At 72.9% G+C, this 26,864-nt stretch carries 19 protein-coding genes; 8 read left to right on the top strand and 11 right to left on the bottom strand.

Going from position 1 to position 26,864, the window contains the following annotated elements; translation table 11 throughout:
• Nucleotides 1-13 precede the first annotated feature (13 nt).
• The 4 genes from ACZ5GH_RS03085 to ACZ5GH_RS03070 form a co-directional block, all read right to left on the bottom strand.
• Nucleotides 14-2,932 (bottom strand): helix-turn-helix transcriptional regulator, encoded by a 2,919-nt coding sequence (locus ACZ5GH_RS03085; protein ID WP_464333336.1) that lies wholly within the window; start codon nt 2,930-2,932, stop codon nt 14-16.
• A gap of 212 nt (nt 2,933-3,144) precedes the next feature.
• A complete protein-coding gene (locus tag ACZ5GH_RS03080) occupies nt 3,145-3,423 on the bottom strand; it encodes a hypothetical protein (RefSeq protein ID WP_387747601.1) in 279 nt (92 codons plus the stop codon).
• 5 nt (nt 3,424-3,428) lie between these two features.
• Nucleotides 3,429-6,539, bottom strand: a complete 3,111-nt coding sequence (locus ACZ5GH_RS03075) for a type 2 lanthipeptide synthetase LanM family protein (protein ID WP_464333335.1) — start codon at nt 6,537-6,539, stop codon at nt 3,429-3,431.
• 58 nt (nt 6,540-6,597) lie between these two features.
• Nucleotides 6,598-6,966, bottom strand: coding sequence for a hypothetical protein (locus ACZ5GH_RS03070; protein ID WP_387747605.1), 369 nt, complete (start codon nt 6,964-6,966; stop codon nt 6,598-6,600).
• Nucleotides 6,967-7,242: 276 nt separating this feature from the next.
• On the opposite strand from ACZ5GH_RS03070, the gene ACZ5GH_RS03065 reads away from it, so the two are divergent.
• The 3 genes from ACZ5GH_RS03065 to ACZ5GH_RS03055 are packed head-to-tail and all read left to right on the top strand — an operon-like array spanning nt 7,243 to nt 9,940.
• Nucleotides 7,243-8,076, top strand: a complete 834-nt coding sequence (locus ACZ5GH_RS03065; RefSeq protein WP_464333334.1) for a lysostaphin resistance A-like protein — start codon at nt 7,243-7,245, stop codon at nt 8,074-8,076.
• Nucleotides 8,073-9,248, top strand: coding sequence for a sensor histidine kinase (locus tag ACZ5GH_RS03060; RefSeq protein ID WP_464333333.1), 1,176 nt, complete (start codon nt 8,073-8,075; stop codon nt 9,246-9,248). The genes ACZ5GH_RS03065 and ACZ5GH_RS03060 overlap by 4 nt, the downstream gene beginning before the upstream one ends.
• A complete protein-coding gene (locus tag ACZ5GH_RS03055; protein WP_464333332.1) occupies nt 9,245-9,940 on the top strand; it encodes a response regulator in 696 nt (231 codons plus the stop codon). The genes ACZ5GH_RS03060 and ACZ5GH_RS03055 overlap by 4 nt, the downstream gene beginning before the upstream one ends.
• A gap of 336 nt (nt 9,941-10,276) precedes the next feature.
• Here the strand turns inward: ACZ5GH_RS03055 and ACZ5GH_RS03050 are convergent, their stop codons facing one another.
• From ACZ5GH_RS03050 to ACZ5GH_RS03035, 4 genes are all read right to left on the bottom strand, one after another.
• Nucleotides 10,277-10,915 carry a hypothetical protein gene (locus ACZ5GH_RS03050; protein WP_387747613.1) on the bottom strand — a complete coding sequence of 213 codons (639 nt, stop codon included), beginning with the start codon at nt 10,913-10,915 and terminating at the stop codon, nt 10,277-10,279.
• A gap of 124 nt (nt 10,916-11,039) precedes the next feature.
• Nucleotides 11,040-11,798, bottom strand: a complete 759-nt coding sequence (locus ACZ5GH_RS03045; protein ID WP_464333331.1) for a YqjF family protein — start codon at nt 11,796-11,798, stop codon at nt 11,040-11,042.
• Between the two features lie 257 nt (nt 11,799-12,055).
• Nucleotides 12,056-12,766: a type 1 glutamine amidotransferase domain-containing protein gene (locus ACZ5GH_RS03040; protein ID WP_387747617.1), complete on the bottom strand. Its 711-nt coding sequence runs from the start codon at nt 12,764-12,766 to the stop codon at nt 12,056-12,058.
• Nucleotides 12,767-12,995: 229 nt separating this feature from the next.
• Nucleotides 12,996-13,571, bottom strand: a complete 576-nt coding sequence (locus ACZ5GH_RS03035; RefSeq protein WP_387747619.1) for a TetR/AcrR family transcriptional regulator — start codon at nt 13,569-13,571, stop codon at nt 12,996-12,998.
• 70 nt (nt 13,572-13,641) lie between these two features.
• Here ACZ5GH_RS03035 and ACZ5GH_RS03030 point away from each other — a divergent pair, with 70 nt between their 5' ends.
• Nucleotides 13,642-14,850 (top strand): saccharopine dehydrogenase family protein, encoded by a 1,209-nt coding sequence (locus ACZ5GH_RS03030; protein ID WP_387747621.1) that lies wholly within the window; start codon nt 13,642-13,644, stop codon nt 14,848-14,850.
• A gap of 82 nt (nt 14,851-14,932) precedes the next feature.
• Nucleotides 14,933-15,853, top strand: coding sequence for an NAD-dependent epimerase/dehydratase family protein (locus ACZ5GH_RS03025; protein WP_464333330.1), 921 nt, complete (start codon nt 14,933-14,935; stop codon nt 15,851-15,853).
• Between the two features lie 136 nt (nt 15,854-15,989).
• Here the strand turns inward: ACZ5GH_RS03025 and ACZ5GH_RS03020 are convergent, their stop codons facing one another.
• From ACZ5GH_RS03020 to ACZ5GH_RS03010, 3 genes are all read right to left on the bottom strand, one after another.
• Entirely contained in the window at nt 15,990-16,964 is a 975-nt protein-coding gene (locus ACZ5GH_RS03020; RefSeq protein ID WP_387747625.1) for an alpha/beta hydrolase, read from the bottom strand.
• A 378-nt stretch (nt 16,965-17,342) separates the two neighbouring features.
• The gene (locus ACZ5GH_RS03015; RefSeq protein ID WP_464333329.1) at nt 17,343-20,567 is read right to left on the bottom strand and encodes a fibronectin type III domain-containing protein; all 3,225 of its coding nucleotides are present in this window, start codon (nt 20,565-20,567) and stop codon (nt 17,343-17,345) included.
• Between the two features lie 623 nt (nt 20,568-21,190).
• Nucleotides 21,191-21,880, bottom strand: a complete 690-nt coding sequence (locus tag ACZ5GH_RS03010; RefSeq protein ID WP_464333328.1) for a TetR/AcrR family transcriptional regulator — start codon at nt 21,878-21,880, stop codon at nt 21,191-21,193.
• A gap of 180 nt (nt 21,881-22,060) precedes the next feature.
• On the opposite strand from ACZ5GH_RS03010, the gene ACZ5GH_RS03005 reads away from it, so the two are divergent.
• The 3 genes from ACZ5GH_RS03005 (at nt 22,061) to ACZ5GH_RS02995 (ending at nt 26,861) form a co-directional block, all read left to right on the top strand.
• Nucleotides 22,061-23,392 (top strand): NAD(P)/FAD-dependent oxidoreductase, encoded by a 1,332-nt coding sequence (locus ACZ5GH_RS03005; RefSeq protein WP_464333327.1) that lies wholly within the window; start codon nt 22,061-22,063, stop codon nt 23,390-23,392.
• 421 nt (nt 23,393-23,813) lie between these two features.
• The gene (locus ACZ5GH_RS03000) at nt 23,814-25,265 is read left to right on the top strand and encodes an aldehyde dehydrogenase (protein WP_464336787.1); all 1,452 of its coding nucleotides are present in this window, start codon (nt 23,814-23,816) and stop codon (nt 25,263-25,265) included.
• 48 nt (nt 25,266-25,313) lie between these two features.
• Complete coding sequence (locus ACZ5GH_RS02995; RefSeq protein ID WP_387747633.1) at nt 25,314-26,861, top strand: long-chain-fatty-acid--CoA ligase; 1,548 nt, start codon at nt 25,314-25,316, stop codon at nt 26,859-26,861.
• The last annotated feature ends 3 nt before the right edge of the window (nt 26,862-26,864 follow it).

Raw genomic sequence — 26,864 nt, 5'->3', positions numbered from 1 at the left:
GGCGCACCGGCGTTCACGGCCGGCGCGGGTCCGGGGCGAGCTCGGCCGCCAGTCGGCAGAGCCCGCCCCGGTCGGCCGCCCCGGTCTTCTGCACCAGGCTCGCCAGGTGCTTCTCCACCGTGCGCGGCGAGATCGACAGCCGCCGGGCGAGGTCCTGGTTGCCGGGCCGGTCCACCAGCAGCGCCAGCACCTCGTACTCGCGCGGGGTGACGCCCCGCTCCCGCAGCGCGGCCGGAATGCGGTCCCGTCCGCTGCGGCGCTGCCCGACGCTCGCCCCCGCCTGCCGGAGCAGGGCCCGGCAGGCGCCCGCGACGGACGGCACGTCCAGCTCGTGGAAGTACTCCTCCGCGGTGCGCAGCCAGCTCACCGGATCGCCCCAGCCGTCGGCCAGCGCGGCCTCGGCGACCAGCCGCAGGCCCAGCCGGTGGGCGGTCGGGAAGAGGTCGGGGTCCCGCCGCAGCCGCTCGACCTCGGCGGCGGCCTCCGCCCCCCGGCCCCGCCGGCCGAGCAGGACCGCCCGGGCCAGTGCCAGGAACGGGCGGTTCCAGGCCAGTTCCGCGCCCGGGGCGCCGGCGACCGCCTCGTACGCGGCCCAGTCCGCCCGGCCGGCCAGTACGGCGAGCAGCGGGGCCAGCCCGTACTGGCCGGACAGGTAGAAGACGCTCGGGTGCAGCGCCTCCCACTCGGCGGTGGCGGTCAGCTCGGCCTCCGCGCCGGCCCGGTCCTCCTCCAGCAGTGCGCAGACCGCCCGGCAGAGCCCGAGCACCACCGGGGTGAGCAGCGAGCCGTCGCCCCCGGCCTGCCGGAACAGCCGCAGTTCGCGCTCCATGTCCCGGCGGCGGCCGCGGTGGGCGGCCAGCGTCGCCGAGGTCAGCCGCAGGTAGCGGTGGGTGGCCAGGTTGCCCATCCGCAGACTGGTGTCCAGCCAGCGGTCCACGATGGCCTCGGCGGCGGCCGGGTCGCCGCACAGGACGGCGTTCATCGCGAGCAGGCTCTCGGTGTGCTGGGTGCGCACCAGCGAGCCCAGTTCCCGGGCGGCCTCCCCGGCCTGCTCCAGCCGGCGGGCGTCGCCGGTGCGCAGGAAGGCGTTGGCGCCCAGCCGGAGCAGGGCCTCGAAGCGCCAGTTGGGCAGGCCGTGCGTCTCGGCGACCGCCAGCATCCGCTCCAGGCACTGGTCGGCCGCGTCGAAGCCGCGCTCGCGCGCGAGCAGGGCGAGCAGTTGCAGGGCCTGGCAGGCCAGTACCGGCGGGCCGGTCCGCTCCGCCTCCTCGGCGGTCTCCCGGGCGATCCGCTCGGCGTCGTCCACCCGGTCCCGCCGGCCGGGCAGCAGCGCCAGGTGCCCCTCGACCACCGCCAGCGCGGCGGTCTGCTCGGGCCGGCCCCCGTCGCGCAGCAGCGCCCGGGCCGCCGCGACCTGGGTGACGGTTTCGGGGCCCCGCTCAGCCACCACGGCCGCCCAGGCCAGCCGGGTGCGCAGCGCGACCTCCCGTTCGGGGCTCAACGCCGCCGCGCTGGCCGTCGGCAGGGTGTCGGCCAGGGCGAGCGCGCGGTCCAGCTGGCCTGCCTCGACCAGCGCGTAACCCAGCGACTCGGTGGCCGCCGTCCGGTCGGCCGGCGCCGCCAGTTCCACGGCCCGCTCCAGCAGCCGCACCGCCGAGGCGGACGCGCCCTCGGCCAGCGCCTGCCGGCCGGCCTCCGCGTAGAGCAGGGCCGCGCCGTGGTGGTCGCCGGCCGCGACGAGCAGCCGGGCCACCAGCCGGCCGTGGTCGGCCGCGTACGGCGGCCCGGCCTTGCGCAGCGCGGCGGCGGCCCGGCGGGCGAGCGCGGCCCGCTCGGCCGGGGCGACGCTCTCCAGCACCGCCTGCGCGGTGATGGCGTGCCGGAAGCCGTACCCCTCGGGCGCACCCGGGTCCGGCACGATGAAGTCCGCCTCGGCCGCGGCGCGCAGCCGGGCGAACAGGCCCGGATCGTCGTCCCCGGTGACGAGTTGCAGGCTGTCGACCGAGAACCGGGGGCCGAGGGTGGCCGCCGCCAGCAGCAGGTCGCGGACCGGCGGGGCCAGCCGGCCCAGTCGCAGGCCGCAGCCGTGCACCACGCTGGCCGGCACGGTCGCGGCCAGGTCGCCGGTCACCCGCCAGCCGTCGCCGTCCCGGCGCAGCGCGCCCGAGCCGACCAGCTCGGCCAGCAACTCCTCCACCAGGTACGGGTTCCCGCCGCTGCGCTCGGCCAGCCGGCCGGTCACCGCGGACGGCACCCGGCCCACCGGCACGCCCAGGCAGCCCGCCGCCAGCGCCCCGACGTCGGCGGTGGTCAGCGGCGGCAGCGCGGCGACGGACGCCACCCGGCGCCGCTCCGCGCCGCGCACCAGGTCCAACGCGTTGCCCGGCTCCGGCCGCAGCGTGGCGACCAGCAGCGCCGGCACCCGGTCGAGGTGGTCCACCAGGTACTCCACCGCGGCGAGCGTCTCCGCGTCCGCGTCGTGCAGGTCCTCCAGGGCCAGCACGCAGCCGGACCGGCGGCCGATCACGCCCAGCAGCCGCAGCAGCGCCTCGGCGAGCTCCACCACGCTCTCGGCGTAGCCCGGCCCCGCCGCCGGCCGCCACTCCGGCACCAGCCGGCCCAGGGCCGGCCGGTACGGCAGCAGTTCGGCGTCCTCCGGGGGGCCCTCGGCGTGGAAGCACGAGTACAGCGCCTCCGCCAGCGGGCGGAAGGGCGTGTCCGCCCCGGTCGCGCTGCTGCGCCCGCGCAGTGCCGGCAGTCCGGCCGCCACGGCCCGCCCGGCGCAGTCGTCGACCAGCCGGGACTTGCCGATGCCGGCCTCGCCGACCAGGAACACCGCGCGCCCGCCGTCGCTCTGAAGGCGTGTCAGGGTTCGTCGCAGCAGTGACGTTTCGGCCGTGCGGCCGACGGTCACCGGTGATGAGGTCCGCATGGCCGCAGGCTATTGGTCACCGGACGGCTCCGGTAGAGCGGAATCGGGCATTCACCGCCCGGCTGACCGGCATGTTCATGCCTGAACGTGCCGGTCAGGCGGGCGGTGGCGGGTCGTCCGGGCACCGGCGGCCGCGCGCCGCGGGGGTCACGCCGACCGCGTGCGCACCCGGGGGCGCCGGCGCACACACGGGCCCGGACGGGCTGGGCCGGCTACTCCTCGTGGTAGCTCATCGTCGTCCACGGGTCGGTTTCGGCCATCCGGGCCGTCCCGCCGCCCAGCAGCACGGAGCGGCGGGCGAGCCGGCCGCCCGGGTGAAGCCTGATCGCGCCGGCCGGGTGGTCGGCGGCCACGCCCTCGTGCCCGTCGGCCCGCTTCCACCGGCGGACGGCCTCCGGCGCGGGCGTTCCGGCGGACTGCCCGACGGCCGGTCTGCCCGCGGCGGGGGTGGTTCCGGCGAGTGCTCTGGCCAGGGGGACGGATCGGTTCAAGGACTTCACCCTTCTCTCTCGTGGATCACGGCGTCCGGGGCGGACGCCGTTCGGTGCCGCGACGTCCGGGGGGACGACCGCGGGTGGGTCACGGCGTCCTCGTGGGACGGCCGCGTCGAACCCGGCGCCAGGAGCAGCGCCGAAGCCGTACGGTGGGCGAAACCGAGCCGGAGCAGCCCGTGGCCGACTCCGGACAGCCCGAACAGCAGACCCGGGACGGCGAGGCCACCGGGGGTGCCGCAGACCGGCCCGGTGCGGGCCAGCGCGTCCAGCAGGGCGGCCGAACGGCGCGCCAGCCCCTGCCGGGCGGCGGCGCCCGGCGCCCGGCCGAGCAGCTCCAGCACGCCGGTCTCGCCGTGGCAGAGGCTGTGGTCGGGCCGCGTCCCGGCCGTGACCGCCGCGCCGACGGCGGCCCCGGCCCAGGCGGCCAGCTCCGGGTCGCCCGCCGACGCCCCGCTGTCGATCACCGCGAGTGCGATGCCGGGCGCGCCCTCGCAGCAGGACCCGCCGGGTGCCCGCCCGGCCACGGACGAGCGCAGCGCGGCCAGCCCCGCGTGCCGGTACGCGGCGCCGCCGCCCGCCTGCGCGTACGCCAGCAGGGCCCAGCCGAGGCCGGCCGTTCCGGTGGCGAAGCCCGGGGCCGGGCGGTCGGGCCGGTCGCGCGGCCCGTCCGGGCCGTGCGCGTCGTGCACCCGGTACAGGTCGAGTCGACCGAGCAGGCGCTCGGCGCAGCGCCGGGCACCGGCCAGGGCCTCGGCGTCCCCGGTCTCCCGCCCCACCGCGAGCAGGGCCGCCAGCCCGCCGGCCGTACCGTCGGCCAGCCCGGACGGCTCCTCCGCCTCCGCGGCGGCCGCGGTGAGCCGGACGGCGGGCCCGACCCAGCCGAGCACCTCCCGGTCGTCCAGCAGGCCACCGACCTGCGCCAGCGCCCAGGTGAGGCCGCCCAGGCCGGCCCAGGCACCCGAACCGACCAGCGCCAGGTCCTCGGGCCGGGCGGCGAGCCGCTCCAGCAGGGCCGGCACCGGCCGCAGAGCCAGACGGGCCACCTCCGCGTAGCGGTCCGCGCCGGTGAGCGCGGCGAGTTGGGCGAGGAACAGCGCCGGCCCGGGGTAGCCGCCGCCGAGGTCGGCGCCGGCCGGGGCGAGCCGCCAGTAGCGGTCGGCGATCAGGTCGAGCCCGAGCCAGTTGGCCCGGTCCGCGGACCGGTGCGCCCCGTCGACCAGCCGGTCGCCGATCTCCCGGGCGGCGGCGAGCAGCCGGGCGGGGTCCGGAGCGGCGGGCGGGTCGGCGGGCGGGTCGGCGGGCGTCCCCGGCCCGGTGTGGCCGTGCGCCGGGCCGGTCGAGCGGGCCGCCATGGCCGCGCGGACGATCCACTCCTGCTCGGCCGGACCGGTCGCCCCCAGGGCGGTGAGCCGCTCCGCGACCCGGTCGAGGCCGGGGCGGTCCAGGGCGCCGGCGACCGGTCGGCCCCGGCCGCCGCGCAGTTCGGTCCCGCCCGGGCGGGTGGTGAACAGCGGCACGTCACCGGCCCACAGTTCGGCGACCTCCTCGTCGATCACCGCCGCCGGGCCGGGCCGGGCGGACTCGCCGGTGCCGAGGGTCCGGAACAGCGCCTCGCGGTGCCCGGCCTCGCGCAGCACGTCGGGGTGGGTCGACTCGTCGAGCAGCGTCGCGTACTCCTCGGTGGCCCGCAGGACGACCCGGACCTCGTCCTCGGCGAAGGCGCTCAGCAGGCCGCGCGGGCCGGTGAGGTCCGCGAGTCCGGCCACGAGGGCCCGGCGGCCCGCTCGGAACCCGGCCAGCAGCTCGTCCAGGTGGTCGGCCGGATCGGAGTCGGTGCCGTCGAGCCGCGGCCGGTTCTCGGCGCCGGCGAACTCGGCCGCACCGCGGACCAGCCGCATCCCGTCGGTGCCCGCCGCCGCCCAGCGCACGGCCGCGCTCGGGGAGCCGGCGCCGGCGTCACCGCCGAGCCCGGAGGCGTCCAGGGCACGCTCGTCGCCGAGGACCAGCCGGGGCAGCAGGCCGGTGCGGTGCACCGAGGCCTGGAGTGCGAGCGCCGCCGGGTCCTCGTGCCACGGGTCGTCGTCCGGCCGGTCCGGGTCGGCGGGCGCGGGCGGGTGGAAGAGGGTCTCCAGGTCGACCGGTACGGGGTGCTCGCCGCAGGCGATCAGGTTCCCGGCGTGCAGGTCGGTGGCGTCCAGGGCGTGCAGCAGGGCGAGCCAGGCGCCCTGCCGGAGGTAGAACCGCTGCACCTCGGCCGGTTCGGTGCACGGCCGCCGCTCCACGAACTCCAGCCAGCCGTAGCCCGGTCGCTCCAGCAGGGCGGGGGTCCGCAGACCGGGGGTGCCGGGCCGGGTGTTGAACCAGTGGACCACGTCGGCGAGATGACGGTGGACGGCGGTCGGCCGCGGCCGGTACACCAGCCGCCCGCCACCGGCGAAGCGCAGCACCGCGACGGACCGCCCGCCCTGGTGCCCGTCGCCCGCGTCGCGCCGGACGGCTACCAGGGGGCCGGGGTCGACGCCGTGGAACAGGGCTGCGGTCACCTCGCGCCGGTCGGCGGCGAACCGGGTCAGCAGTTCCGCGAAGGCGTCGGCGGCGGCCAGGCAGGTCCGGGCCAGGACCCGTGCCAGGACCGGGTACTCGCCGAACAGCGCGCGGAGCGCGGCCGGTGCGGCCATCCGCCGGACGAAGTCCCGGAAGCGGTCGGCGGGGGAGTCGCCCGCCAACACCCCTTCCTCCCTGGCCACGTTGAGCTCCAGGACCAGCGTCCGGGCGGCCTGCCGGGCCAGCGTGTCGGTGAGCCCGTCGACGAACCGTGCCCGTACGGTGGGCAGGTCGACCGCCCCGGCGGGCAGCGCGGTCGGCAGTCCGGCCCCGGCCAGCCGGGCCAGCGGCGCCACCACGGGCCGGAACCCGCTGACGCCGGGCAGGTCGCCGGCGGGTAACCCGTGGTCGGTCGCGTCGGTCGTCGGCGCCCCGGCCACCGCCCGCTCGACGAACACGGCCCAGTCGGGCCGGCCCGCCGGGGCCCGGTCCGCTGCCCGGACCGCGGGCAGCCACCAACCACCGGATCCGTAACCGGCGTTGACGGTCGTGGGGTCCCTGGCAATCACAGTGCAGAGGGTGGCATCGTGTGGATGATTGCACAAGGGTGTGATCTCCACGTAGTGATCACGTGGCTACCGTGCGGACCGTCCTCGCCCGGCCCCCGTCGTCAGGCCCCCGCCGCCCGCGCGGCTCCCGGGGAAGGTACAGGGACGCCTTCTCCAGGACGTGCGAGGTGAACACCCCGCCCCACGCGAAGCCGCCCCGGTACCTCGGGACCCGGGCGGCCCCCGGAGCCGCCGCCTCCATACGGCGACGCGCAGCGGCTTCTTCGCAGCCTCGCCCGTGGGCCGTGGGCAGGGCGTCGACGACCAGGCGGGCCCGGTGGTGGTCGGCCATCGCGTAGCCGACCACCTCGCGAGTGGCCAGGTCCAGCCGGCACGCCAGGTAGTACCAGCCCTCGCCGGTGGGCAGGCAGGTGATGCCGTTCTTCAAGACCTCGATGGTCCTGTCCTGTTCGAGGTTCTGCCGTCGCAGACGCCGGAGGTCCTCGCGTTCGGCACTGGTCAGCTCGCCGGCACCGCCCTCACCACGGTCGGCCCGGTCCTGCCTGTGAACTCCTCCGCGTGAGGTCCCCCGTGAGAGCTACGTGCGAGTGCCCTCTGCGGGGTGACGATCCCTGCCCACCGGTTCCGTAGCGTTCGGTCAGCCGCGGTGCTCCGCCCGCGGATCGGGCGTGAAGCCGGAAGCGGAACCGAAGAGAGAGTCGTCATGAAACTGGTGTGGCAGATCCTGGCCGTGGTCCTGGTCGGTGCGGTCGGCGGTCAGAGTGTCACCGCGGCCGCGGGCAACCCGTGGCTGTCACTGCTCCTGGGCGGCCTGACGGTTGCGCTCTCGGTGGTCGTCTACCGGTGGGTCGTGGGGCGCACCGAGCGGCGCCCGGTCACGGAACTGGCCTGGGAAGGCGCGCGCGGGTCGCTCCTGCGGGGCTTGGTCATCGGAGTCGCGATGTTCGGATGCGTCATCGCGAACATCACCTTCCTCGGCGACTACACGGTCCACGGGTTCGGCTCGCCCACCGGGGCGATCGGGCTGGTCGGTTTCATGGCCGGCGCCGCCGTCACGGAGGAACTCATGTTCCGCGGCCTGCTCTTTCGACTCGTGGAGCGCGGTCTCGGAACGTACCCCGCACTGGCCCTTTCCAGTGTGATATTCGGCGCGGCCCACCTGCTCAACAAGGACGCCACCCTGCTGGGCGCCGTCGCCATCTCGCTCGAGGCCGGCGGCATGCTGGCCGCCGCGTACGCCGCCACCCGCTCCCTGTGGCTGCCGATCGGCCTGCACTTCGGCTGGAACTACGCAGAATCCGGCATCTTCGGCACCGAGGTCTCCGGCAACGGCGACGTCCACGGGCTGCTGAACGCCTCGACCTCGGGCAGCGAGCTGCTCACCGGCGGCGAGTTCGGCCCGGAAGCCAGCGTGTACGCGATGCTGTTCGGCACACTGCTCACCGTCGCCTTCCTGTGGCTCGCCCACCGCCGCGGCCACATCGTCCCTCGGCAGCGTGTCGAGCGGGTCAAGGCCCTCGCTACACTCGCCCGGTGATCAGCCTTCAGGGTGCCGGGCGGGTCTGGCGCCGACTCGACGTCACCGTGCGCGACCTTCCCCTCGGACTGCTCTTCATGGCCGCGCCGTTCCTGCCGGGGCTGCGCGGTCACGGAACGCAGCTCGGGGACCTGCCCACCCACCGCCTCGACGCGCCGGCCGCCGTGGCCCTCGTGTTCGAAGGCCTCGCCCTCGTGGTGCGCCGACGGTGGCCGATCGTCTCTCTCGCCCTGGTGGCCTGCGGCTTCGCCCTCGACCAGCTGCGCGGCTACCACTCGGTCGCCGGCGCCGCCCTGCCCCTCGTGCTGATCAGTGCGGGATCCCACCTCGAACGGCACCGGCGCGCCGTCCTGGCCCTCCTCTCGCTGGCGTACGTGCCCCTGGCGGTCGCGCTCACCCGGCTCGGTTCGGGCGGCGAGACGCCGACGGGGTTCGTGACCTTCTACCTGGCCCTCGCGGTGGCCTGGGGGGCCGGAGCGTGGCTCCGCTCCATGCGGGCGGAGGAAGCCGAACGCCGCGAAAGCGTGGCCGCCGAGGTCCGCGCCGCCGAACGCGCGCGCATCGCCCGCGAGTTGCACGACGTGGTGACCCACCACGTGACCGCGATGGTCGTCCAGGCCGAAGCCGCTCGCTACCTGACCGCCGCACCCGAGCGGTTGGAGCGATCCCTGACCGCCGTCAGCGACACCGGCCGCCGCGCCCTCACCGACCTGCGCCACTTGCTGGACCTGCTCAACCCGGACCACGGCATCACGACGACGGAGAGCGCTCACCCCAGGACACCGGTCGTCGGCAGGATCGGCACCCTCGTCGAGCAGACCCGCCGGGCCGGACAGCCCGTGGACTTCACCGAGCAGGGCACACCAGCGGCCTCGACCGGCAGCGCCGACCTCGTCGCCTACCGCGTGGTACAGGAGGCACTGACCAACGCCCTCAAGCATGCCCGCGGCAGCCGCACGTCCGTGCGGGTGCAGCACGGAGAGAGGGAGATCACCGTATCGGTCAGCACGGACGGAACCGGCTCGCACGCCGCCGACGCCACCGGCGGCGGACGGGGCCTCGCGGGCCTGCGCGAACGCGTCGACATCCTGGACGGCGAATTCAGCGCCGACCGCGGTTCGGACGGCGCCTTCAACGTCCGGGCGCGCATCCCCGCCGGAGGGACTTCGTGAGCACACCGATCCGGGTCCTGGTCTGCGACGACCAGATCCTGGTCCGCACCGGCCTGGTCACCATCATCGACGCCCAGCCCGACATGGAGGTGGCCGGCGAGTGCGGGGACGGACGGAGCGGGGTCGACCTCGCCCGCGAGCTACGTCCCGACGTCGTCGTGATGGACATCCGCATGCCGGTCCTCGACGGCCTCGAAGCCACCCGACTGCTGGCCGGCATCGACATATCCAACCCCGCCAAAGTCCTCGTCGTGACCACGTTCAACCTGGACGAATACGTCTACGAGGCACTGCGCGCCGGTGCAAGCGGCTTCCTCCTCAAGGATGCCCCGCCGGACCGGCTGCTCCACGGCATCCGGACCGTGGCCACCGGCGCGGCCCTCCTCGACCCGGACGTGACACGCCGGCTAGTCGGGCACTACGCCGCCGGCACCCGCCCCGCCACGAGCAGCTCCCACGACGTCCCGCTCACACCTCGCGAACTGGAAGTCCTGCGCCTCATCGCCGAGGGCCTCTCGAACAACGAGATCGCCGCAACCCTCGTCATCAGCCACGAGACCGTCAAGACCTTCGTCTCCCGCATCCTCGCCAAACTCCAGCTCCGCGACCGCGTCCAGGCCGTCGTGTACGCCTACCGCCACGGCCTGGTCGCTGACGGAGCCTTCGCCCCACCCGGCCGGCCACGGCGCTGACCCGGGACGGGCACGGGCCGCAGGAGCGCCGGTTCACCGTGCTCCCGGTCCAGGTCGTCATGGAGGACGACCTGGCCCGGCCGGCACCCGATCGGCGAGCGGAATGGGCGATGGCGGCTGATCGTCCACTTCTGCTCCAGCAGGCGGTGGACGTCCGCGAAGCGGTCGCGGGTGCGCTCGACGAGCGTCCGACCGTCCCGTGCCCCGCACAAACCGCCGCGGGGCACCGCGGCCACCGGCCCGCTCGTCGGAGGACTTGCGCTCCTCCGTGCGGCGCCCGCCCCCGGAGTCGGGCTCCATGGACGCGGTGGTATCCGCCGCCCTGCCGCCGAACAGTCACCGTCCGCCGCTGGGCGGTCGGCGAGGGACGCCGTCCTGCTCCACGGTGGTGGTGATCCGGACCTGACACGGCGTGCGAGGGGTGGAACCGAACCCGAAGCGGACGGGTGGTTCGACCGGGCGCAGTGAACCGAGGTCCCGTCCCCGGTGTACGGCGGTGGCGGCGGTGATCGGCCACAGATCGCGGGCGGCGTACCACTCGCGGCGCCCCTGGCCGGCGCTGCCGCGCGTCCGTACCCCCGGCAGCAGGCTGCTCGGAACGTCGGTCAGGGCCGCCCACGCAGGCCGGCAGGAGAGCGGCGCGGGCACGGCGCGCAGCAACCAGCCCAGCGGGCCGCGTCGGCCCAACGTGAACCGCAGGGTCAGCGGTCCCGCCGTCACCGACCACCCTGTGCCCGTACGAGCCACCGCGACCGGCACGACGTCAACCTGGTCGAAGCTGTAGGTGCCCGCGACGAACTCGCCGATCTGTCCGGTGGGGACCAGCAGAAGCCGGAACCCGTCCGCTTGCTCGACCATGACATCGCTGAACGCCCCGAACGGGGACGCCGTCCAGTGCCCTACGACGATCCGGGTACCGGATTCGGTCCCGACACCCGCGATCCAACCGTCGAACCGCAGCCGCACCCGTTCCACGTTCCCACCACCGCTCCGTCATCCACACTGCGCACCACCTCCTCGAAGCCGCGCACGTGCAGGACCGGCCAGGCTCCGCCGACCAGGTCGAAGAGGCCCTGGAAGCGGGCGACGGCCCTCGGGTTCACGATTGCGCCTCCTCCGTACGGGGAGTCGCCGTGTCCGTGCCGTGGCGGCCTCGCCCGGGCGCGTGGCCGAGATGGGTGGGACGGGTCAGACCCAGGCGTACCGGTTCGACTCCGTCCGAGAAGTGCACCAGCGGCTCGCCGCCGGGAGCGGGCAGCCCTGCGGCGCGGGTGAGGCTCTCCTCGAGCACGTCGACCGCTGCCTCGCGCAGCGGCCAGGGCCCGTGTTCGACGGGCGTGCGCCAGAGCCTCCCCAGCCTGCTGGTGTAGGCCCGCCAGAGGGAGGTCAGCCACACGTCGAGTCCAACGGGTTCGATCGCCCTGCCGGGTCGCACCCGCAGTCGGTACGCGGCGCCCGCTCCACGGCGGTGGCCGGTGTAGGTGAGCGCGCCGCCCGCTCGGGACAGGTCGAGCCGTGCGCGGTGGTAAGGAGCGCCCACCGCCCGAGCGCCGAGCATGACGGCACGGTTGACCTCGATGGACAGGAACCACAGCCCCCGGGAGCCGTCCGGCCCCAGCACGTAGGTCCGCAGGTTCGTCTCCAAGCAGGTGAACCCGGCACCGGGCAGTCCCGCCGGCCGAACCCGGGCCATCACGAACGGCGTCAGGCTCACCCAGGCCATCCCGTCGTAGGTGTCCACGGTCAACCCGCTCGGCAACAGGGCCATGACGTGCTCGGGCTCGAACGCCCAGTGCACGAACGTCTGGGTGAGCCACCCGGCGCGCAACGCGGCGAGCTTCACGGGTTGCTCCGGCATCAACGAGACCACGCCGAGCGCCTGTCCGTCCGGCCCTGGTGCCAAACACCCGGATCCCCCGTCGTGGAGTTCACCGAGGCCGACCAGGTGGTGCGCAGCCCGTCCTCCAGCAAGATCCGCAGCGTCAACGCCGCCTTCAACGTCTCCTTCGCCCTGAAGACCGAGGCGAGCATCCTGTCGATCACCGCACCGGGCGGCGTCGGCACCGCCCTGCCCCCGCCCAGTGGCCTTCTGTCACGGACGGAGTGCGTCTCGACTCAGCCGCGCTCCTTCGACGCGTTGCCCTCGATGGCCTGGACGACCTTCTTCGCCGTGGCCTTGGCCGAGCTCGGGTTCTGGCCGGTGACGAGGTTGCCGTCGGTGACGACGTAGGGGACGAACGGCAGTGCCGCCTTCCGGTAGAGCGCGCCGCGTTGCTTGGCCTTCTCCTCGGCGTTGTAGGGGACCAGTTTGTCGACCCGGGCGAGGACCTCCTCGGTCCAGGCGAATCCCGTCATCTTGCGGCCGGCGATGAGGTAGGAGCCGTCGGAGAGCCGGGTGTTGAGCAGGCCGCAGTAGCCGTGGCAGACCGAGGAGACGATGCCGCCGCGCTCGTGGATCTCGCGGGTGATGCGCTGCAGGCCCTCGCTGTCGGGGAAGTCGTACATCACCGCGTGTCCGCCGGTGAAGTAGATCGCGTCGTACTCGGCCGGGTCGATCTGGTCCGGGCTGGCCGTGTTGTGGAGCAGCGCCATCTTCCCGGGATCGGCGCGCCAGGCTTTGGCTGTCCTGTCGTAGTTCGGGAACTTCAGCGCACGGGGTTCGAGGGGCACCGCGCCGCCGGCCGGGCTGACGAGTGTCTGCTCGTAGCCGTGTTCCTGGAAGACGTGCCAGGCGTGCGTGAGCTCGGAGAGCCACAGGCCCGTGGTGTGGGACGGGTCGTCGTAGTGACCGACGTTGGTGACGACGTTGAGGACGCGCTTGGTCATGGCTGATCTTCCTTCATGCGGACCGGGACAGCGAGGTGGCGCTCCGACGCCACGGGGTGGTCGGTCAGCGGGCGCCCAGGGCGCGCAGCGTCCCGAATGCCCGGGTCAGGATCCGCGCCCACTGTTCGTGCCCAAGTCCGCGGAGTGGGGTGAAGCCCTGGAGGTCGCACGGGACGTGAGCACCGTCAACAATGGAGGGCGTAGAGCATGTGCGGGGTGGCGGTGCGGGTCAGGCGCCCACCGATGTGAGGGCGAGGAAGGTGCCGCGTACCCGGTCGGCGACCTCCTCGCCCGACGCGGCCTGCAGCTTGCCGTCGAGGTACAGGCAGGCCAGCCCGTGGGCGAGCCCCCAGCCGGCCGTGGCCAGGGCCGAGGCGTCCGCATCGGGGAAGACGCGATCGAGTGCGTCGGCCAGGAGCTCGTGCAGGGCGTCGGCGGCCTTGACCCGCTCGTCGTCGGCGTCGTCGCACGGCTTGCCGAACATCACGCGGAACAGGGCCGGGCGCCGCAGCGCGAAGGCGACGTAGGCGACGGCGAACTCGGCCAGGTCCGGGAGCGAGGCGGGCAGGTCGCGCCCGCCGCCCAGGTCGCCCAGCAGGTCCCGGAAGCCCTCCACGGCCAGTGCGGACTCCAGGGCGTCGCGGTCCTTGAAGTGGCGGTACGGCGCGGTCGGCGACACGCCGGCCCGGCGTGCGACGGCACGCAGCGAGAAGGGCTCGCCGCCCTCCAGCATCTCCATCGCGGTCGACAGCAGCGCCGCCCGCAGGTCGCCGTGGTGGTAGCCGCTCTTCTCTGATGTTGACATTGCTTACTTTGCCCTCCTATGCTTTGTGAGCACTGTAAACATAGCGTACGTCCGAAGGAGCCGAGACCCGATGTCCCCACGCACGAACCCGCGCCGCTTCGACGTCGTGCTCCTCGGCGCCACCGGCTTCACCGGCGCGCTGACCGCCGAGTACCTGGCTGCCCATCTCCCTCCCGGAGCGAGGCTCGCCCTGGCCGGACGCAACCAGGCCAAGCTGGAGGCCGTTCGCGATCGTCTCGTCCGGATCGACCAGCGGCCGGAGGACATCGCGCTGTTCCACGCCGACTCCTCGGACCGGCAGTCCCTGGCCCGCGTCGCCGAGTCCGCGCGGGTCGTGATCACCACGGTCGGCCCCTACCTGGAGCACGGCGAAGCGCTGGTCGCGGCCTGTGCCGCGGCCGGCACGGACTACGTCGACCTCGCCGGCGAGCCCGAGTTCGTCGACCGGATGTACGTCGAGCACCATGCGACGGCCGAGCGGACCGGTGCTCGCATCGTTCACGCCTGCGGCTTCGACTCGGTCCCGCACGACCTCGGTGCGCTCTTCACCGTCCAGCAGCTGCCGGCCGGGGTACCGGTGACCCTTCGGGGAGTGGTCCGCACGAACGCCACCATCTCCGGCGGCACGCTGCACTCCGGTCTCGGCCAGCTGTCGCGACCGCGCGCGATGCTGCGGGCCGCGGCCGGACGCCGCCGCCTCGAGCCTCGACCGCGCGGCCGACAGGTCCGCACCCGCATCGGCCGCCCCCGTCGCGACCGCACGCTCGGGACCTGGCTGATCCCGCTGCCCACGATCGACGCCGACGTCGTACGGCGCTCCGCGCTCGCCCGCCCGGACTACGGGCCCGACTTCGCCTACTCCCACTACGCCGGGGCCCGACGCGTCGCCACCGTCGCCGGCGCGGTTGCCGGCTTCGCCGCAGCCCTGGCAGCCGTGCAGGTCCCGCCCCTGCGCCGCGCCATCGGCCGACGCATCCCCCGAGGAGAGGGGCCGTCGGTGCAGCGGCGCGACCGCACCTGGTTCACCGTCGACATCATCGGCGAGGGCGGCGGTCGGACCGTGCACACCCGGGTCAGCGGCGGGGACCCCGGCTACACCGAGACGGCCAAGATGCTGGCCGAGTCGGCGTTGTGCCTCGCCTTCGACGACAACCCGCCCACCGCCGGCCAGGTCACCACCGCCACCGCGATGGGAGAGAACCTGCTGCGCCGGCTCGGCGACGCCGGCATGTCCTTCACCGTGGTCACCTCGCAGACGGCGACCCGTACCGGACGTTGAGCAGGGTGGCACCAGCGCGCCGATCGTTCGCAGTCGGGCCGTCGTCGCCACCCGCACCATCCACCTCAAGGAGACCGCACCCATGCAGACCGTCCTTGGCGCCGGCGGACCCATCGCCGACGAGCTCGTGAACGAGCTCCACCGCAACCACACCAAGGACATCCGCCTCGTCAGCCGCAAGCCGGTGAGGGTGAACGACACCGACGAGCTCGTGGCCGCAGACCTCACCGACGCCGACGCCACCAGCCGTGCCGTCGCGGGCAGCGACATCGCCTACCTCACCGTCGGTCTGCCCCTGGACTCGGAGCTGTGGGAGCGACAGTTCCCCGTCATCATGCGCAACGTCATCGACGCCTGCGCCGAACACGGCACGAGGCTCGTCTTCTTCGACAACACCTACATGTATCCCGGAACAGCGACGCCCCAGACCGAGTCGACAGCATTCGCACCGGGCGGACGCAAAGGACGGGTCCGCGCACAGATCGCCACCATGCTGCTCGAGGCCATGCGGGCCGGACAGGTCGAAGCCCTGATCGGCCGAGCGCCCGAGTTCTACGGTCCCGGCCGGACGAAGAGCTACACGAACTCGCTCGTGTTCGACCGGATCAAGGCGGGCAAGCGACCGTTCGTCCCGGTCGATGCCCATGCCAAGCGTTCCCTGATCTGGACCCCCGACGCGAGCCGCGCTCTCGCCCTGCTCGGCAACACGCCGGATGCCTACGGCCAGACGTGGCACCTGCCCATCGACCCGGACCGCCAGTCCTACGCTCAGCTCGTCGGGATCGCCGGCGAGGTCACCGGCCGCAGGATCGGCTACACGGTGCTGCCGATGCTCGCCTTCCGCCTCGGGCGCCGCTTCGTCAAGCCGCTCGATGAGATGTTCGAGCTGCTCGCCCGCTACCGCGACGACAACGTCTTCGACAGCGCGAAGTTCGCGGCCCGCTTTCCCGACTTCCCGGTCACGACCTATCGGGACGGCGCAGAGCGGATCCTCGCTGACTGACCCGTCAACAGGAGGTGCTCCATGGGTGGGGCTCGTGCGCGCGGGCGTGCAGCCGGGCCTGCACCGCGCGGACGCGGTCGGCGCAGCGCTGGGCGGCAGGCCCTGTCGAGTCAGCCGCCCATGTTCCCGGCTGCGGTCACTCCTGGTGGAGAGCCTCTCGCAGCGCGTCGACGGACAGCTTCCGTGCGACGTTGGTGGCCGGGGTGTCCCGCAGGCTGTCCAACAGCATGAAGTCGTGGACGGTCCCGCTGACGCGGACGGCCGTCACCTCGACGCCGGCCTCACGGAGCTTGTTGGCGTAGAGCTCGCCGCCGTCCCGGAGGACGTCGGCCTCTGCCGTGATGACGAGGGCGGGCGGCAGCCCGTTGAGGTCCTCGAGGGTCGCCCGCAGCGGCGAGGCGTACTTCTCCTCGCGCTTGGTCTCGTCGGTCGTGTACGCGTCCCAGAACCACTTCATACCGTCGCGGGTGAGGTAGTAGTGCTCCGCGAACTGGTGGTAGGACTGTGTGTCAAAGTCCGGCCCGGTCACGGGGTAGAGCAGGATCTGCGCCTTGAGCGCGAGCCCGCCGCGGTCCTTGTTCATCTGGGCGAAGACTGCGGACATGCATCCGCCGACCGACTCGCCGGCGACTGCGACGCGGGAGGTGTCGAGGCCGTGGTCGGCGCCGTTCTCCTGCAGCCACTGGCCGACGGCGTAGTTCTGCTCGACCTGGCTGGGGTACCCCTTCTCGGGCGCCCGGTCGTAGACCGGGAAGACGCCGGCGGCACCGGCCCCGACGGTGAGCTCGCGGAAGAGGCGGTCGTGGGTCTTGTCGTCGCCGAAGACCCACCCGGCGCCGTGGATGTAGAAGACCACGGGCAGCGGGTCCGTGGCGCCCTTGGGCTTGATGATGCGGGTGCGGACGGTGCCCCACTCGCCGGCGTCGACGTCGACCCACTCCTCGTCGACGTCCGGGCGCTCGACGCCCTCGCCGCTCTGCAGGTCGCTGAGGATCTTGCGCCCCTCCTCGGGCGGAAGCTCGTAGATCCGCGGGTGCGGGTCGGTGTCGTCGGCGAGCTTCTTGGCCTCGGGCTCCAGGTACGGAGTGGTCGGGGCTGGAAGGTCGGTCATCGCTGGTCCTCTCCTCGACGCCGGTGGCCTGCCTCATCGACGCTACGCACGGTCCGCATCCAGGCCGAGTGCCGCGAACGACTCCCTTCGAGGTGATCGCGACACCCGATCCGAGGTGCGGAGAAGCGGGCGAGTCGAGAACGGGAGGCCCCGAAGTGCGGCGGCCCGGCAGGGGGGCCGCTCGTGAATGGACATGGCGGGCCTTCGGCGGACGGCTCGTCCTCCCTACAGGGTCCGGCTCGTCGGCGTTGATCGCATTCGCATTCGATGATGCTGGTGGGAGTGGTGTGCCGCATGCGCACTGAGCGGGGACTGGCAGGGCACGGAGCCCGGCCCCCTCGGCGAGGGGGCCGGGCCGGGTCGTGCGGTGCGTCAGGGCTACGCGCAGGTCACCTTGCCCGCGGGGTCGGCGGTGCAGGAGAGCGTCAAGGTGCCGTTGTTCGGGTCGCTCGCGACCGGGCTGGCCGACACGCGGGTCATGGTCAGCGGGTAGCTGGTGCCCGGGGTCAGCGCGCCGACGCTGAAGGAGATCAGCGGGGTGGTCCGGTGATGACCGGAGGCGAGGGCCCCGGTGTCACAGGTCAGCACCCGGTTCACCGCGTCGATCGTGCAGGCGGACGGGGAGGTCGGGTTGCCGAAGGCCTCCGGGTAGCTGAGCTGGTAGCGGACGCCGGTGGCGTCGCTGCGGCCCCCGTTCACCACCGTCGGGTGCACCTGGATGGTGCCGCCGACGGTGGCCTGCGAGGTCCGCAGGTCGAGGATCGGGTTGGTGGCCGGCGCGGGGTGCGACAGCGGAGAGGCGGGGCCCTGGCCGCGCGCGTTCACCGCGGTGACCTGCACCTGGGCGCCGTCCGCCTCGATCTGCGCGATCCGGTCGGCCGGGACGGCCAGCGAGGTCGCCGTGCCGGGCACGGTGCCGAGCACCGTCTCGGCGCCGGCCGGGTTGCCCGGGTCGTTCACCACGGTCACGACGTACTCCAGGATCGGGCTGCCGCCGTCGCCGGCCGCGGTCCAGCTGACGGTCGTGCCGTCCGCGCTGACCACCGGCTGCTTGGGCGCGGCCGGGAGGCTGGCGCCGTGGTGGACCGCCGCCTGGAGGGTGGTGGGCGCGCAGCCGGCGGAGCCGGCCGTGGTGGCGGTGATCACGTCGACGTAGTTGTACGTGGGGCGCGGGTGCGGCGGGCTGTAGAGGCCGGTCTGGTCGACGCTGCCGAGCGAGCCGGGCGCCATGGACCAGGTGACCGCCTGGGTGCTGTCGCAGCCCGCCGGCCAGGTCACGTGGTACTGGTGGGTGGCCGTCAGCGCGGTGCCGGAGGCCGGTGCCTGGTCGTCCGCCGGCGCGAGCTCGCCCTTCGCCGCCGCTCCGTCCGACGGCGCCGAGGCGGCCGCCGCCGACCCGCCGGACAGGGACGGTCCGGGGAACGGCCCGGGCGCCTGGTACACGTCGAAGGTCTTGTTGAACACGACGCCGCCGAAGGCGAACTTCGTCAGTTTGACGTCCAGGAGGAAGAAGGCCGACACCTTCAACGGCGCCTTCACCGTCAGCCATGGATTGGCCGAGGTGTCCGCGGTCACCTCGATGGCGGGCGTGATCTCCACCTCCGGGCCGGCCACCCCGTAGATCAGGACCTTGAACGACACCGGGAAGGCGAAGCTGACCTTGGCGGCCGCGTTCAGCGTGTAGTCGAACTTGGTGACCGCGTCCTTGGTCAGGTCCTCCGTCTGGCTGTTCCCGCTGTAGTCGCGGAAGACCCGGCCGCCCATGGTCCGCTCGTAGGAGGCCGAGAAGGAGAACCTGATCGAGCCGTCGATCGAGGTCTGGGTGTAGACCGTGAGCGAGGGGCAGAACGCGATCCCGTACACGAACAGGCAGCTCTGCGGCGTGATGGTGACCAGGGGCTCGCGCTGCGTCTCGTGCTTGTAGGCGATGCCGAACTCACCGTTGATCGACGCCTTCGCGGTGGCCGTCGCGGAGAAGTCGTAGGTGAAGGTCGGCAGGGTGTACCAGGAGCCGTTGGGGTCCTGCTTGAAGTCGACGGCGGCCGCCCAGTTGGTGCTCAGGCTCAGGGCCGCGGTCAGCTTGGCGGTGACCGTGGCGCCGCCCAGCCTCTCCTTCATCTTCGGGTCGTCGTTGATCTTCTCGGCCAGGTCGAGGGTGAAGGTCTTCTCCGCGCCCGGGCCGGAGCCCTGAGGTGCCAGCGCGGCCTGGAACTTCGGGTTGAGCGACTTGACCCGGTAGCCCTCGGACCCGGAGGTGAGCCGGCTGCCGGTGGCGCTGAAGTCGAGGTTCTGGAAGGCCTGTTGCAGCGCGGCCTGGCTGGTGGTGAGGGTCACCACGCCGCCCTCGGTGCTGATCCTGTCCACGATGCGCAGCAGGCCGGTGCGGATCAGCGGGTTGGCGCTCTCGCCGACCACGATGATGTTCCTGACCTTCAGACCGGTCACCTGCGCGGGCGGGTTGGTGAACACCACGGTGCTGCCGGTGAGCTTGGTGACGGACGCCACCGATTCCCTGGACAGGAACACCGTGCCGGCCTTCAGCGTCGGTGCGGGCGCGGCCTTGGCCGGGGCGCTGGTGGCGCCGCGGTTGCCGTCCTGCTGGAGGGCGGTGACGGTGACCGCGTACTCGACGCCCGGGGCGAGCGAGAGCAGCGTGGCCTCCTTGGCGGTGCCCGCCACGGTGGCCGAGACGGTCGGCTGTCCGGCCGCGGTCGCGTCGACGGTGTAGCCGGTGACGGTGTTGCCGCCGTCGTCCTGCGGCGAGTCCCAGGTCACCTTGAGCGCGCTCGGGTCGGGCTGGCTGCCGTCCGGGCCGACCGGCGGCGGTCCGGCGGACACGTCCTGCGGGGCACTGGCCGCGTAGGCGGGCTTGGTGAGGACGGTGCCGTTGGAGTCGGCGCCGGTGGTCTGGCTGTCCGAGACGGCGGTCGGCCCGGTCCCGGCGGCGTTGGTCGCGCTGACCGTGACGAAGTAGTACCGGTTGCTGACCAGCCCGGTGACGGTGGTGCTCAGCACGTCACCGGCCACGGTGGTGGTCACGCCGGCGCCCGGGCCGTTCGGGGTCGCGGTGACGGTGTAGGCGGTCACCGGCGAGCCGTTGGGGTGGGCCGGGTTCCAGCTGACGATCACCCCGGTCTCGCGTCCCAGGAGGCCGGCCAGGGTGGGGGCGAGCGGGGCCTTGGGCGTCTGCGGGCCGCCGATGAAGGCGGGGGACGTGCCGGAGACGACACCGCCCGCGGTGGTCTCGGTGGCCGTGAACGCGTAGTTGACGTCGTTGGCCAGTCCGCTGACCTCGACCACCGGCGGGTTGGCCGGGTCCGGGCGCTGTGCCCGGCCGGTGGCGACCGGCGCGCCGGTCGCGTTGCCGGCATCGTCCAGCGCGTAGGCGGCCACGTCGACGGCGGCCACGGCCTCCTGGGCGGTGTCACCCGGGGTGACGGTCACCCGCACCGTGCCGGAGGCGAACGGCTGCACCGAGTCGATCAGCGGCGCCTGCACCGTCTGCGTGGCCCGGGCCGAGTCGCCGGCCGGTCCGGCCGAGGGTGCCGCGGCCGCGCCGACCGTTCCCGCGCCCAGGCCGAGCACGACCGCGACGGCGAGCACCGCGCGTCCGCGTAAGCTCCCGGCCCGCCGTTTCCGGGCATGTCCATGCCACATGTTTCCCCACCTTTCTGCCCACGCACGCAAGGTCCATGGGCGGGGGCCCCGATTGGGCCCAGCGGATCGTATCGCTCCGGATAGCGGCAGCGGCAGAACGATGTCCAAAGCTGCTTCAAGGCAATGGACTTGGCGTCTACCGCCGATCCGGTGGAAGGCGTAGGGGAGGCCGTCGAATCGACGCGCGGGTGACCGGGGAGGACTCATGTGACGGGAGGGGGAGGCCCGTGTGTCGCAGCTCACCGCCCGTGCCGCGACGACCAGCGGCCGGCGCACGGCCGGCGGCACAGATGTCGGGATCGCCTGCGCGAACGGCATCCTCATCGCGGCGGCGTTCTCGGGGCTGTCCCTGATCTCGGCAGGGTGGCCTGGTCGAGCCTGCCCTCGCGACGGTAGGTCGGCAGTGTGCGCTTGATGTCGGACAGCGGGATCGCGCCGTACATGGCGTACGCGTGGGCTCGGGACGTACACGGCGATGGCATGGCGGGGCCGGAACGGACGCATCCCGCTCCGCCGGGGGCGTCGTTGACCGGAGCTCGCCCCCGTCCGGCGCCGGATCAGTCCACCGGTCAGTCCGTTCGAGCAGCCGCGTTCTTCGCCGCGTACGTCTCCAGGTAGGCGCTCACCAACCGCTTCGCCTCCGCCATCACGGCCTCGTCCCCGTTCGGGTCCCGCTTGAAGGCGATGTCGAAGAGGTGCCCGCCGGCTTCGAACGCCAGCCTCATCACGAGCGGCGACGCATCGGCGCGCAGTAGTCCGCGACCGATTCCGAGCCGCCACACGCGCTCGGAGACCTGGTCGTCGAACTCCTGGATGAGGGCGGTCAGTGCCTCATTGCGACCGGCGAACCAGAGCTCGACACAGCTCGGATGCATCCGGAAGTACTCGACGATCTCATCGAGCACGAGGATCAGGACATCCGAGATCGACTGGAAGTCTTCACCGTCGATGCGGTCGAGCCTGACGATCAGTGCGTCGGCGTGACGCTTGATGATGGCCGTGTCCACCTGATAGCGGTCGGCGAAGTAGTGGTACACGGAAGCCGTCGGGATGCCGGTCCGTTCACCGATCGCCTTGAGAGTGGCGGTTTCGTAGCCGCCCTCGACCAGGATCTCCTCCGCGGCGTCCAGGATCGCCTTGACCCGGGCCGCACCACGGCGCTGCAGCACGGCCTCCGGGCGGGCGGGCGCCTGGCGAATCTCCGAGCCGGAGTCCGTCGACGAGGCGCGGGTCGATCCGCCGTCGCTCCGTCTAGCCATGCCACGTCCCGAACGGAAGAGCCAAGTCGATCACGGATGGGGATTTTAGCAGCGGACGGCCGGACCTCGACCGCACTCCTTGACATCGCATCCGAGAAGAAATAAAACTCGATACGAGTTCGAGTATCGATCCGAAGCCCGCACCGCCGCCGGTGCAGCAGACGCACGAGGAACGGTGAGATGAGGACCGAAGACATCGACTACACGGCGTTCACCGGCTGGATCGATCCTCCGTCCGACGTCCTCCCGGCGCTCAAGGCGGAGATCACCTGCGATGTGGCGGTCGTCGGCGGCGGCCTCGGTGGCATGTCGACCGCCCTGCGCCTGGCCGAACGCGGCATCGACGTCGTTCTGCTGGAGGCGGAGTTCTGCGGTCACGGATCGAGTTCGCGCAACGCCGGACAGCTGGCCGGCGGTCCCGGCGGCGACATCCAGATGCTCGACATCCTCTATCCCAAGCGCCTGTCCTCCATCGTGAGGTTCGCCGAGAACGCCGCCCACTTCGTCGAGAGCCTGATGAAGCGCCTCGACATCGAGTGCGACTACGAGCCGACGGGGAACGTCGGTGTCGCGGTGTCGAAGGGCCAGATGGGCAGGGTCCGCAGGGTCGCCGAGATCCTCGCGAGGTGCGGCGCGACCGTCGAGGTCGGAACCAGTGCGGAGCTCGGGATACCGCGCAGTTTCGTCGGCGGGTTCCTCGAACCCGTCGGCGGCATGATGAACCCGGGGAAGTTCACCCTGGGCGTTCGGCGCGCCCTGCTCGCGTCGAGAGCGCGCGTGTTCGAGCAGACGCGTGTCGAGGACGTCGAGCCGTCCGGGGACGGCGTACTCGTCTCGGTCCCCGGTGGCCGGGTCCGGGCCAACCGGGTGGTGCTGTCCACCAACGCGTTCGGCGGAGAGCTGCGGATCACGCCGAAGCGACTCGCCTCACCGATCTGGGTCACGGAGGTCGAGACCGAGCCGATCGATCCCGCCCGCCTCGCCGCGCTGGGCTGGACCAGCCGGTCCGGGGTGGTCACCCAGCACGCCATCATGCAGAACTACCGGCTGACGCCGCGCAACACGATCATCACCGGCGTGCGCAGGCTGCAGCGCGGAAGGTATCCGCTCCCGCCGGGACGCACGGCCGACGAGTCCGTGGTGGCCGGTCTCGTGGACGGGTTCAGGACGCACTTCCCCTCCCTCGCGGGCGTCGAGTTCGAGCGCGCCTGGGGCGGCTGGGTGGCGGTCACGCCCAGCTGGCTGCCCGTGGCCGGCCAGGTCGGCGACACCGTCTACTACTCGATCGGCTGCAACGGGCACGGCCTGGGGCAAGCCCCCTACCTCGGGCAGCTCATCGCCGACCGCATCGCCGGCGATGCTCCGCACGAGGACCTGCTCGCCCTGTGGCGCACGAAGCCCAGGTTCCTCCCCTCGCCGCCGATGACCCGGGTGGGTCTGCGTGCCGTCTGGCTCGTGGACCGCATCGCCGACCGGTTCAACGGCAGTCGGCCCCACGCCAAGGGGAACTGACGAGGGGCACTGACGAGGGGAACCGAGAGTGCGCCCGGCCGGGGTTGGACACCCTCGGCGGCAGCCCTCGATCGTTGGCGACGGCCCGCCGGTTCACCGGCGGGCCGTTTGCGCGTCTCGGACCGCCGGTGGGCACGGCGGCGACCCGGCGATCGCCGCGGGAGCGGGTGGACGCGCTGCCCGTTCTCCCCTGTGACGCAGTCAGCTCCGACACGCGGACGCAGGGGCCGGCGCCGAGGGCGACCAGCGCGGCACCCTCGGTGGCCCGGTGAAGCCCGCCCAGCTCGAAGAGGCCTGACACGAACTCAAGTCGGGTTGTAAATCGGCAGTTCCAGGCCGTTGACGCGACCCGGCCCCGGGCACATACTCGACATCGAATCGACTTTGACTCTCGGCCAGTTCCGGCGCAGTAGAGGAGCACATCGAGGTGCACGAGTACGGCACGTTCTTCATCGGCGGCGAGTTCGTCGCCCCCCGGGGGACCGACACGATCACCGTCATCAACCCCAGCACCGAGGAGGCCATCGGCCGGGTGCCCGAGGGCACGCAGGCGGACGTCGATGCCGCGGTCACCGCCGCACGGAGGTCGTTCGACAGTGCCGGCGGCTGGGGCGGCTACACCCCGCAACAGCGCGCCGACGCCCTGAACCGCCTGGCCGACGAGCTCGACGCCCGCCAGGAGGCCATCGCCACGGCCGTGTCCAGTCAGAACGGCATGCCCTTGGCCGTGGCCGGACTACTGGAGATCAACTACCCGTCGGCGGTCTTCCGGTACTACGCGCGCCTCGCCGTCACGACGGCGTACGAGGAGCACCGTCCCGGCTTCCTCGGAGCCGGTGACACGCTCATCGAGCGCCGTCCGATCGGCGTCCTGGCAGCGATCGTCCCGTGGAACTTCCCCCAGGCGCTGACCGCCTGGAAGGTCGGACCGGCCCTGGCGGCCGGCTGCACCGTGGTCATCAAGCCCTCTCCGGAGACCGTGCTGGACTCCTACCTCTTCGCCGAGGCCGCCCGGGCGGCCGGCCTGCCGCCCGGGACGGTCAACATCGTGCCCGCGGGCGGCGCCGTCGGGGCGTACCTGGTCAGCCACCCCGGCATCGACAAGGTGACCTTCACCGGATCGACCGCCGTGGGCCGGGCGATCGGCGAGGTCTGCGGACGCCTGCTGCGTCCGGTGACCCTGGAACTCGGCGGCAAGTCGGCGGCGATCTTCCTCGACGACGTCGACCTCGACCTGGCCAGGATCGGTGAGGCCCTGTTCACCACGTGCCTGCTGAACAACGGGCAGACCTGCTTCCTCACCAGCCGCATCCTCGCTCCGCGCTCCCGCTACGACGAGGTCGTCGACGCGATCTCCGCGCTCGCCGGATCCATGACGGTCGGAGACGCCCTGGACCCGTCGACGCAGATCGGCCCGATGGCCACAGCGAAGCACCGTGACCGGGTCGAGGGCTACATCGCCGAGGGGAAGGCGGCGGGTGCCCGGATCACCGTGGGCGGCGGACGCCCGGCACACCGGTCGAAGGGCTGGTTCGTGGAGCCGACCGTCTTCGCCGATGTCGACAACGCGTCGACCATCGCCCAGGAGGAGATCTTCGGCCCGGTGCTGTCGGTCATCGCCTACGAGGACGAGGACGACGCGGTGCGCATCGCCAACGATTCGGCCTACGGGCTCGGGGGAGCGATCTGGACCGGGGACCCGGAGCGCGGCCGGTCGATCGCACGGCGCGTGCGGACGGGCACCGTGGGCGTGAACCGCTACCTGCCCGACGCCGCGGCCCCCTTCGGCGGGGTCAAGGCCAGCGGCAGCGGCCGCGACCTGGGGCCGGAAGCCCTCGCCGCCCACCTGGAAATCAAGTCCATCTACGTGTGACCGAGCGGGCCGCCGCGGACCACGTCTCCTCCGCACCGGAAGAACACCATGCTGAACCTCTCCGTCCTCCTGGAGGACTCCGCCCGCAGGCACCCGGCGCGGGACGCGCTCGTGCTCGGGCCGAACCGCCTCACCTACCGTCAGGTTGACGAGGCAGCCAACCAGGTCGCGAACCTGCTCGTCGAACGGGGCGTCCGGCCCGGTGACAAGGTGGCGCTCAGCTGCCCGAACCTGCCGTGGTTCCCGGTCGTCTACTACGGGATCCTCAAGGCCGGCGCCGTCGTGGTGCCGCTGAACGTGCTCCTCAAGAGCCGCGAGATCACCTATCACCTCGAGGATGCCGACGTCGTCGCGTACTTCTGCTTCGAAGGCACGCCGGAGTTGCCGATGGGAACCGAGGGCTTCGCCGCCTTCACCGCCGTCGACGGCGTCGAGCACTTCTTCCTCATCACCGCCGATCCGGCGGCGGCGAGCCCGATCGCCGGCGCGGAGACGTTCGCCCGGGCGACCGCCGGCCGCGGGACCCGTTTCGAGACCGTGCCGACCGAGGCCACCGACACCGCGATCATCCTCTACACCTCCGGCACCACCGGAACGGCGAAGGGGGCCGAACTCTCCCACGCCAACACGATGATGAACACCCTGGCCGTCAACCGGCTCTTCACGAGCAGGCCGGCCACCGACAGCCATCTGCTCTGTCTGCCGCTGTTCCACACCTTCGGCGCGACCGTGCAGATGCACGCGGGCTTCTCCACGGCCGCCACGCTCCACCTCGTGCCGCGCTTCGACGCGCGGCAGGTCGTCCAGCTCATGGACCGCGAGGAGATCACCTTCTTCGCCGGTGTACCGACGATGTGGTGGGGCCTTCTCGGGGCGCTGACCGACGGCATCGACGTGGAGCGCATCGCCCGCAACCTCCGGGTGGGCATCTCCGGCGGCGCCGCGCTGCCGGTAGAGCTCCTGAAGCAGATCGAGGAACGCCTGAACGTCACGGTTCTGGAGGGGTACGGCCTGTCCGAGACGAGCCCGGTGGCCACGTTCAGCGACAGCGAGCGCGAGCCGCGTCCCGGTTCGATAGGCGTTCCGATCTGGGGTGTGGAACTGAAGCTGATCCACCCGGACTGGACCGAGGTCACGGAGGCCGGTGCCGTCGGTGAGATCGCCGTCAAGGGCCACAACGTGATGAAGGGCTACTACGGCCGTCCCGAAGCGACGGCCGAGGCGATCAGGGACGGCTGGTTCCGCACCGGGGACCTGGCCCGCAGGGACGAGGACGGCCACTACTACATCGTCGACCGCTCCAAGGACCTCATCATCCGCGGCGGCTTCAACGTCTACCCCCGCGAGGTCGAGGAAGTGCTCATGACGCATCCGGCCGTCAGCCTCGCCGCCGTGGTCGGCGTGCCGCACGAAAGTCACGGCGAGGAGATCAAGGCGTTCGTCATCCTCGCGCCGGGCGCCGAGGCCACGCCCGCCGCGCTCGTCGCCTGGGGCAGGGAGCAGATGGCCGGCCACAAGTACCCGCGCATCGTGGAGATCGTTCAGAACCTGCCGATGACCGCCACCGGAAAGATCCTCAAGCGTGAGCTCACCTGAGCG

The sequence above is a fragment of the Kitasatospora sp. Xyl93 genome, from assembly GCF_055383135.1.
This window is presented reverse-complemented; position numbering and strand designations above follow the sequence as displayed.

Excerpts from the sequence above, each read along its gene's own strand:
- ACZ5GH_RS03085 (WP_464333336.1), bottom strand. The coding sequence starts at position 2,932 with ATGCGGACCTCATCACCGGTGACCGTCGGCCGCACGGCCGAAACGTCA.
- ACZ5GH_RS03065 (WP_464333334.1), top strand. The coding sequence starts at position 7,243 with ATGAAACTGGTGTGGCAGATCCTGGCCGTGGTCCTGGTCGGTGCGGTC.
- ACZ5GH_RS03045 (WP_464333331.1), bottom strand. The coding sequence starts at position 11,798 with ATGCCGGAGCAACCCGTGAAGCTCGCCGCGTTGCGCGCCGGGTGGCTC.
- ACZ5GH_RS03040 (WP_387747617.1), bottom strand. The coding sequence starts at position 12,766 with ATGACCAAGCGCGTCCTCAACGTCGTCACCAACGTCGGTCACTACGAC.
- ACZ5GH_RS03035 (WP_387747619.1), bottom strand. The coding sequence starts at position 13,571 with ATGTCAACATCAGAGAAGAGCGGCTACCACCACGGCGACCTGCGGGCG.
- ACZ5GH_RS03030 (WP_387747621.1), top strand. The coding sequence starts at position 13,642 with ATGTCCCCACGCACGAACCCGCGCCGCTTCGACGTCGTGCTCCTCGGC.
- ACZ5GH_RS03025 (WP_464333330.1), top strand. The coding sequence starts at position 14,933 with ATGCAGACCGTCCTTGGCGCCGGCGGACCCATCGCCGACGAGCTCGTG.
- ACZ5GH_RS03020 (WP_387747625.1), bottom strand. The coding sequence starts at position 16,964 with ATGACCGACCTTCCAGCCCCGACCACTCCGTACCTGGAGCCCGAGGCC.
- ACZ5GH_RS03010 (WP_464333328.1), bottom strand. The coding sequence starts at position 21,880 with ATGGCTAGACGGAGCGACGGCGGATCGACCCGCGCCTCGTCGACGGAC.
- ACZ5GH_RS03005 (WP_464333327.1), top strand. The coding sequence starts at position 22,061 with ATGAGGACCGAAGACATCGACTACACGGCGTTCACCGGCTGGATCGAT.
- ACZ5GH_RS02995 (WP_387747633.1), top strand. The coding sequence starts at position 25,314 with ATGCTGAACCTCTCCGTCCTCCTGGAGGACTCCGCCCGCAGGCACCCG.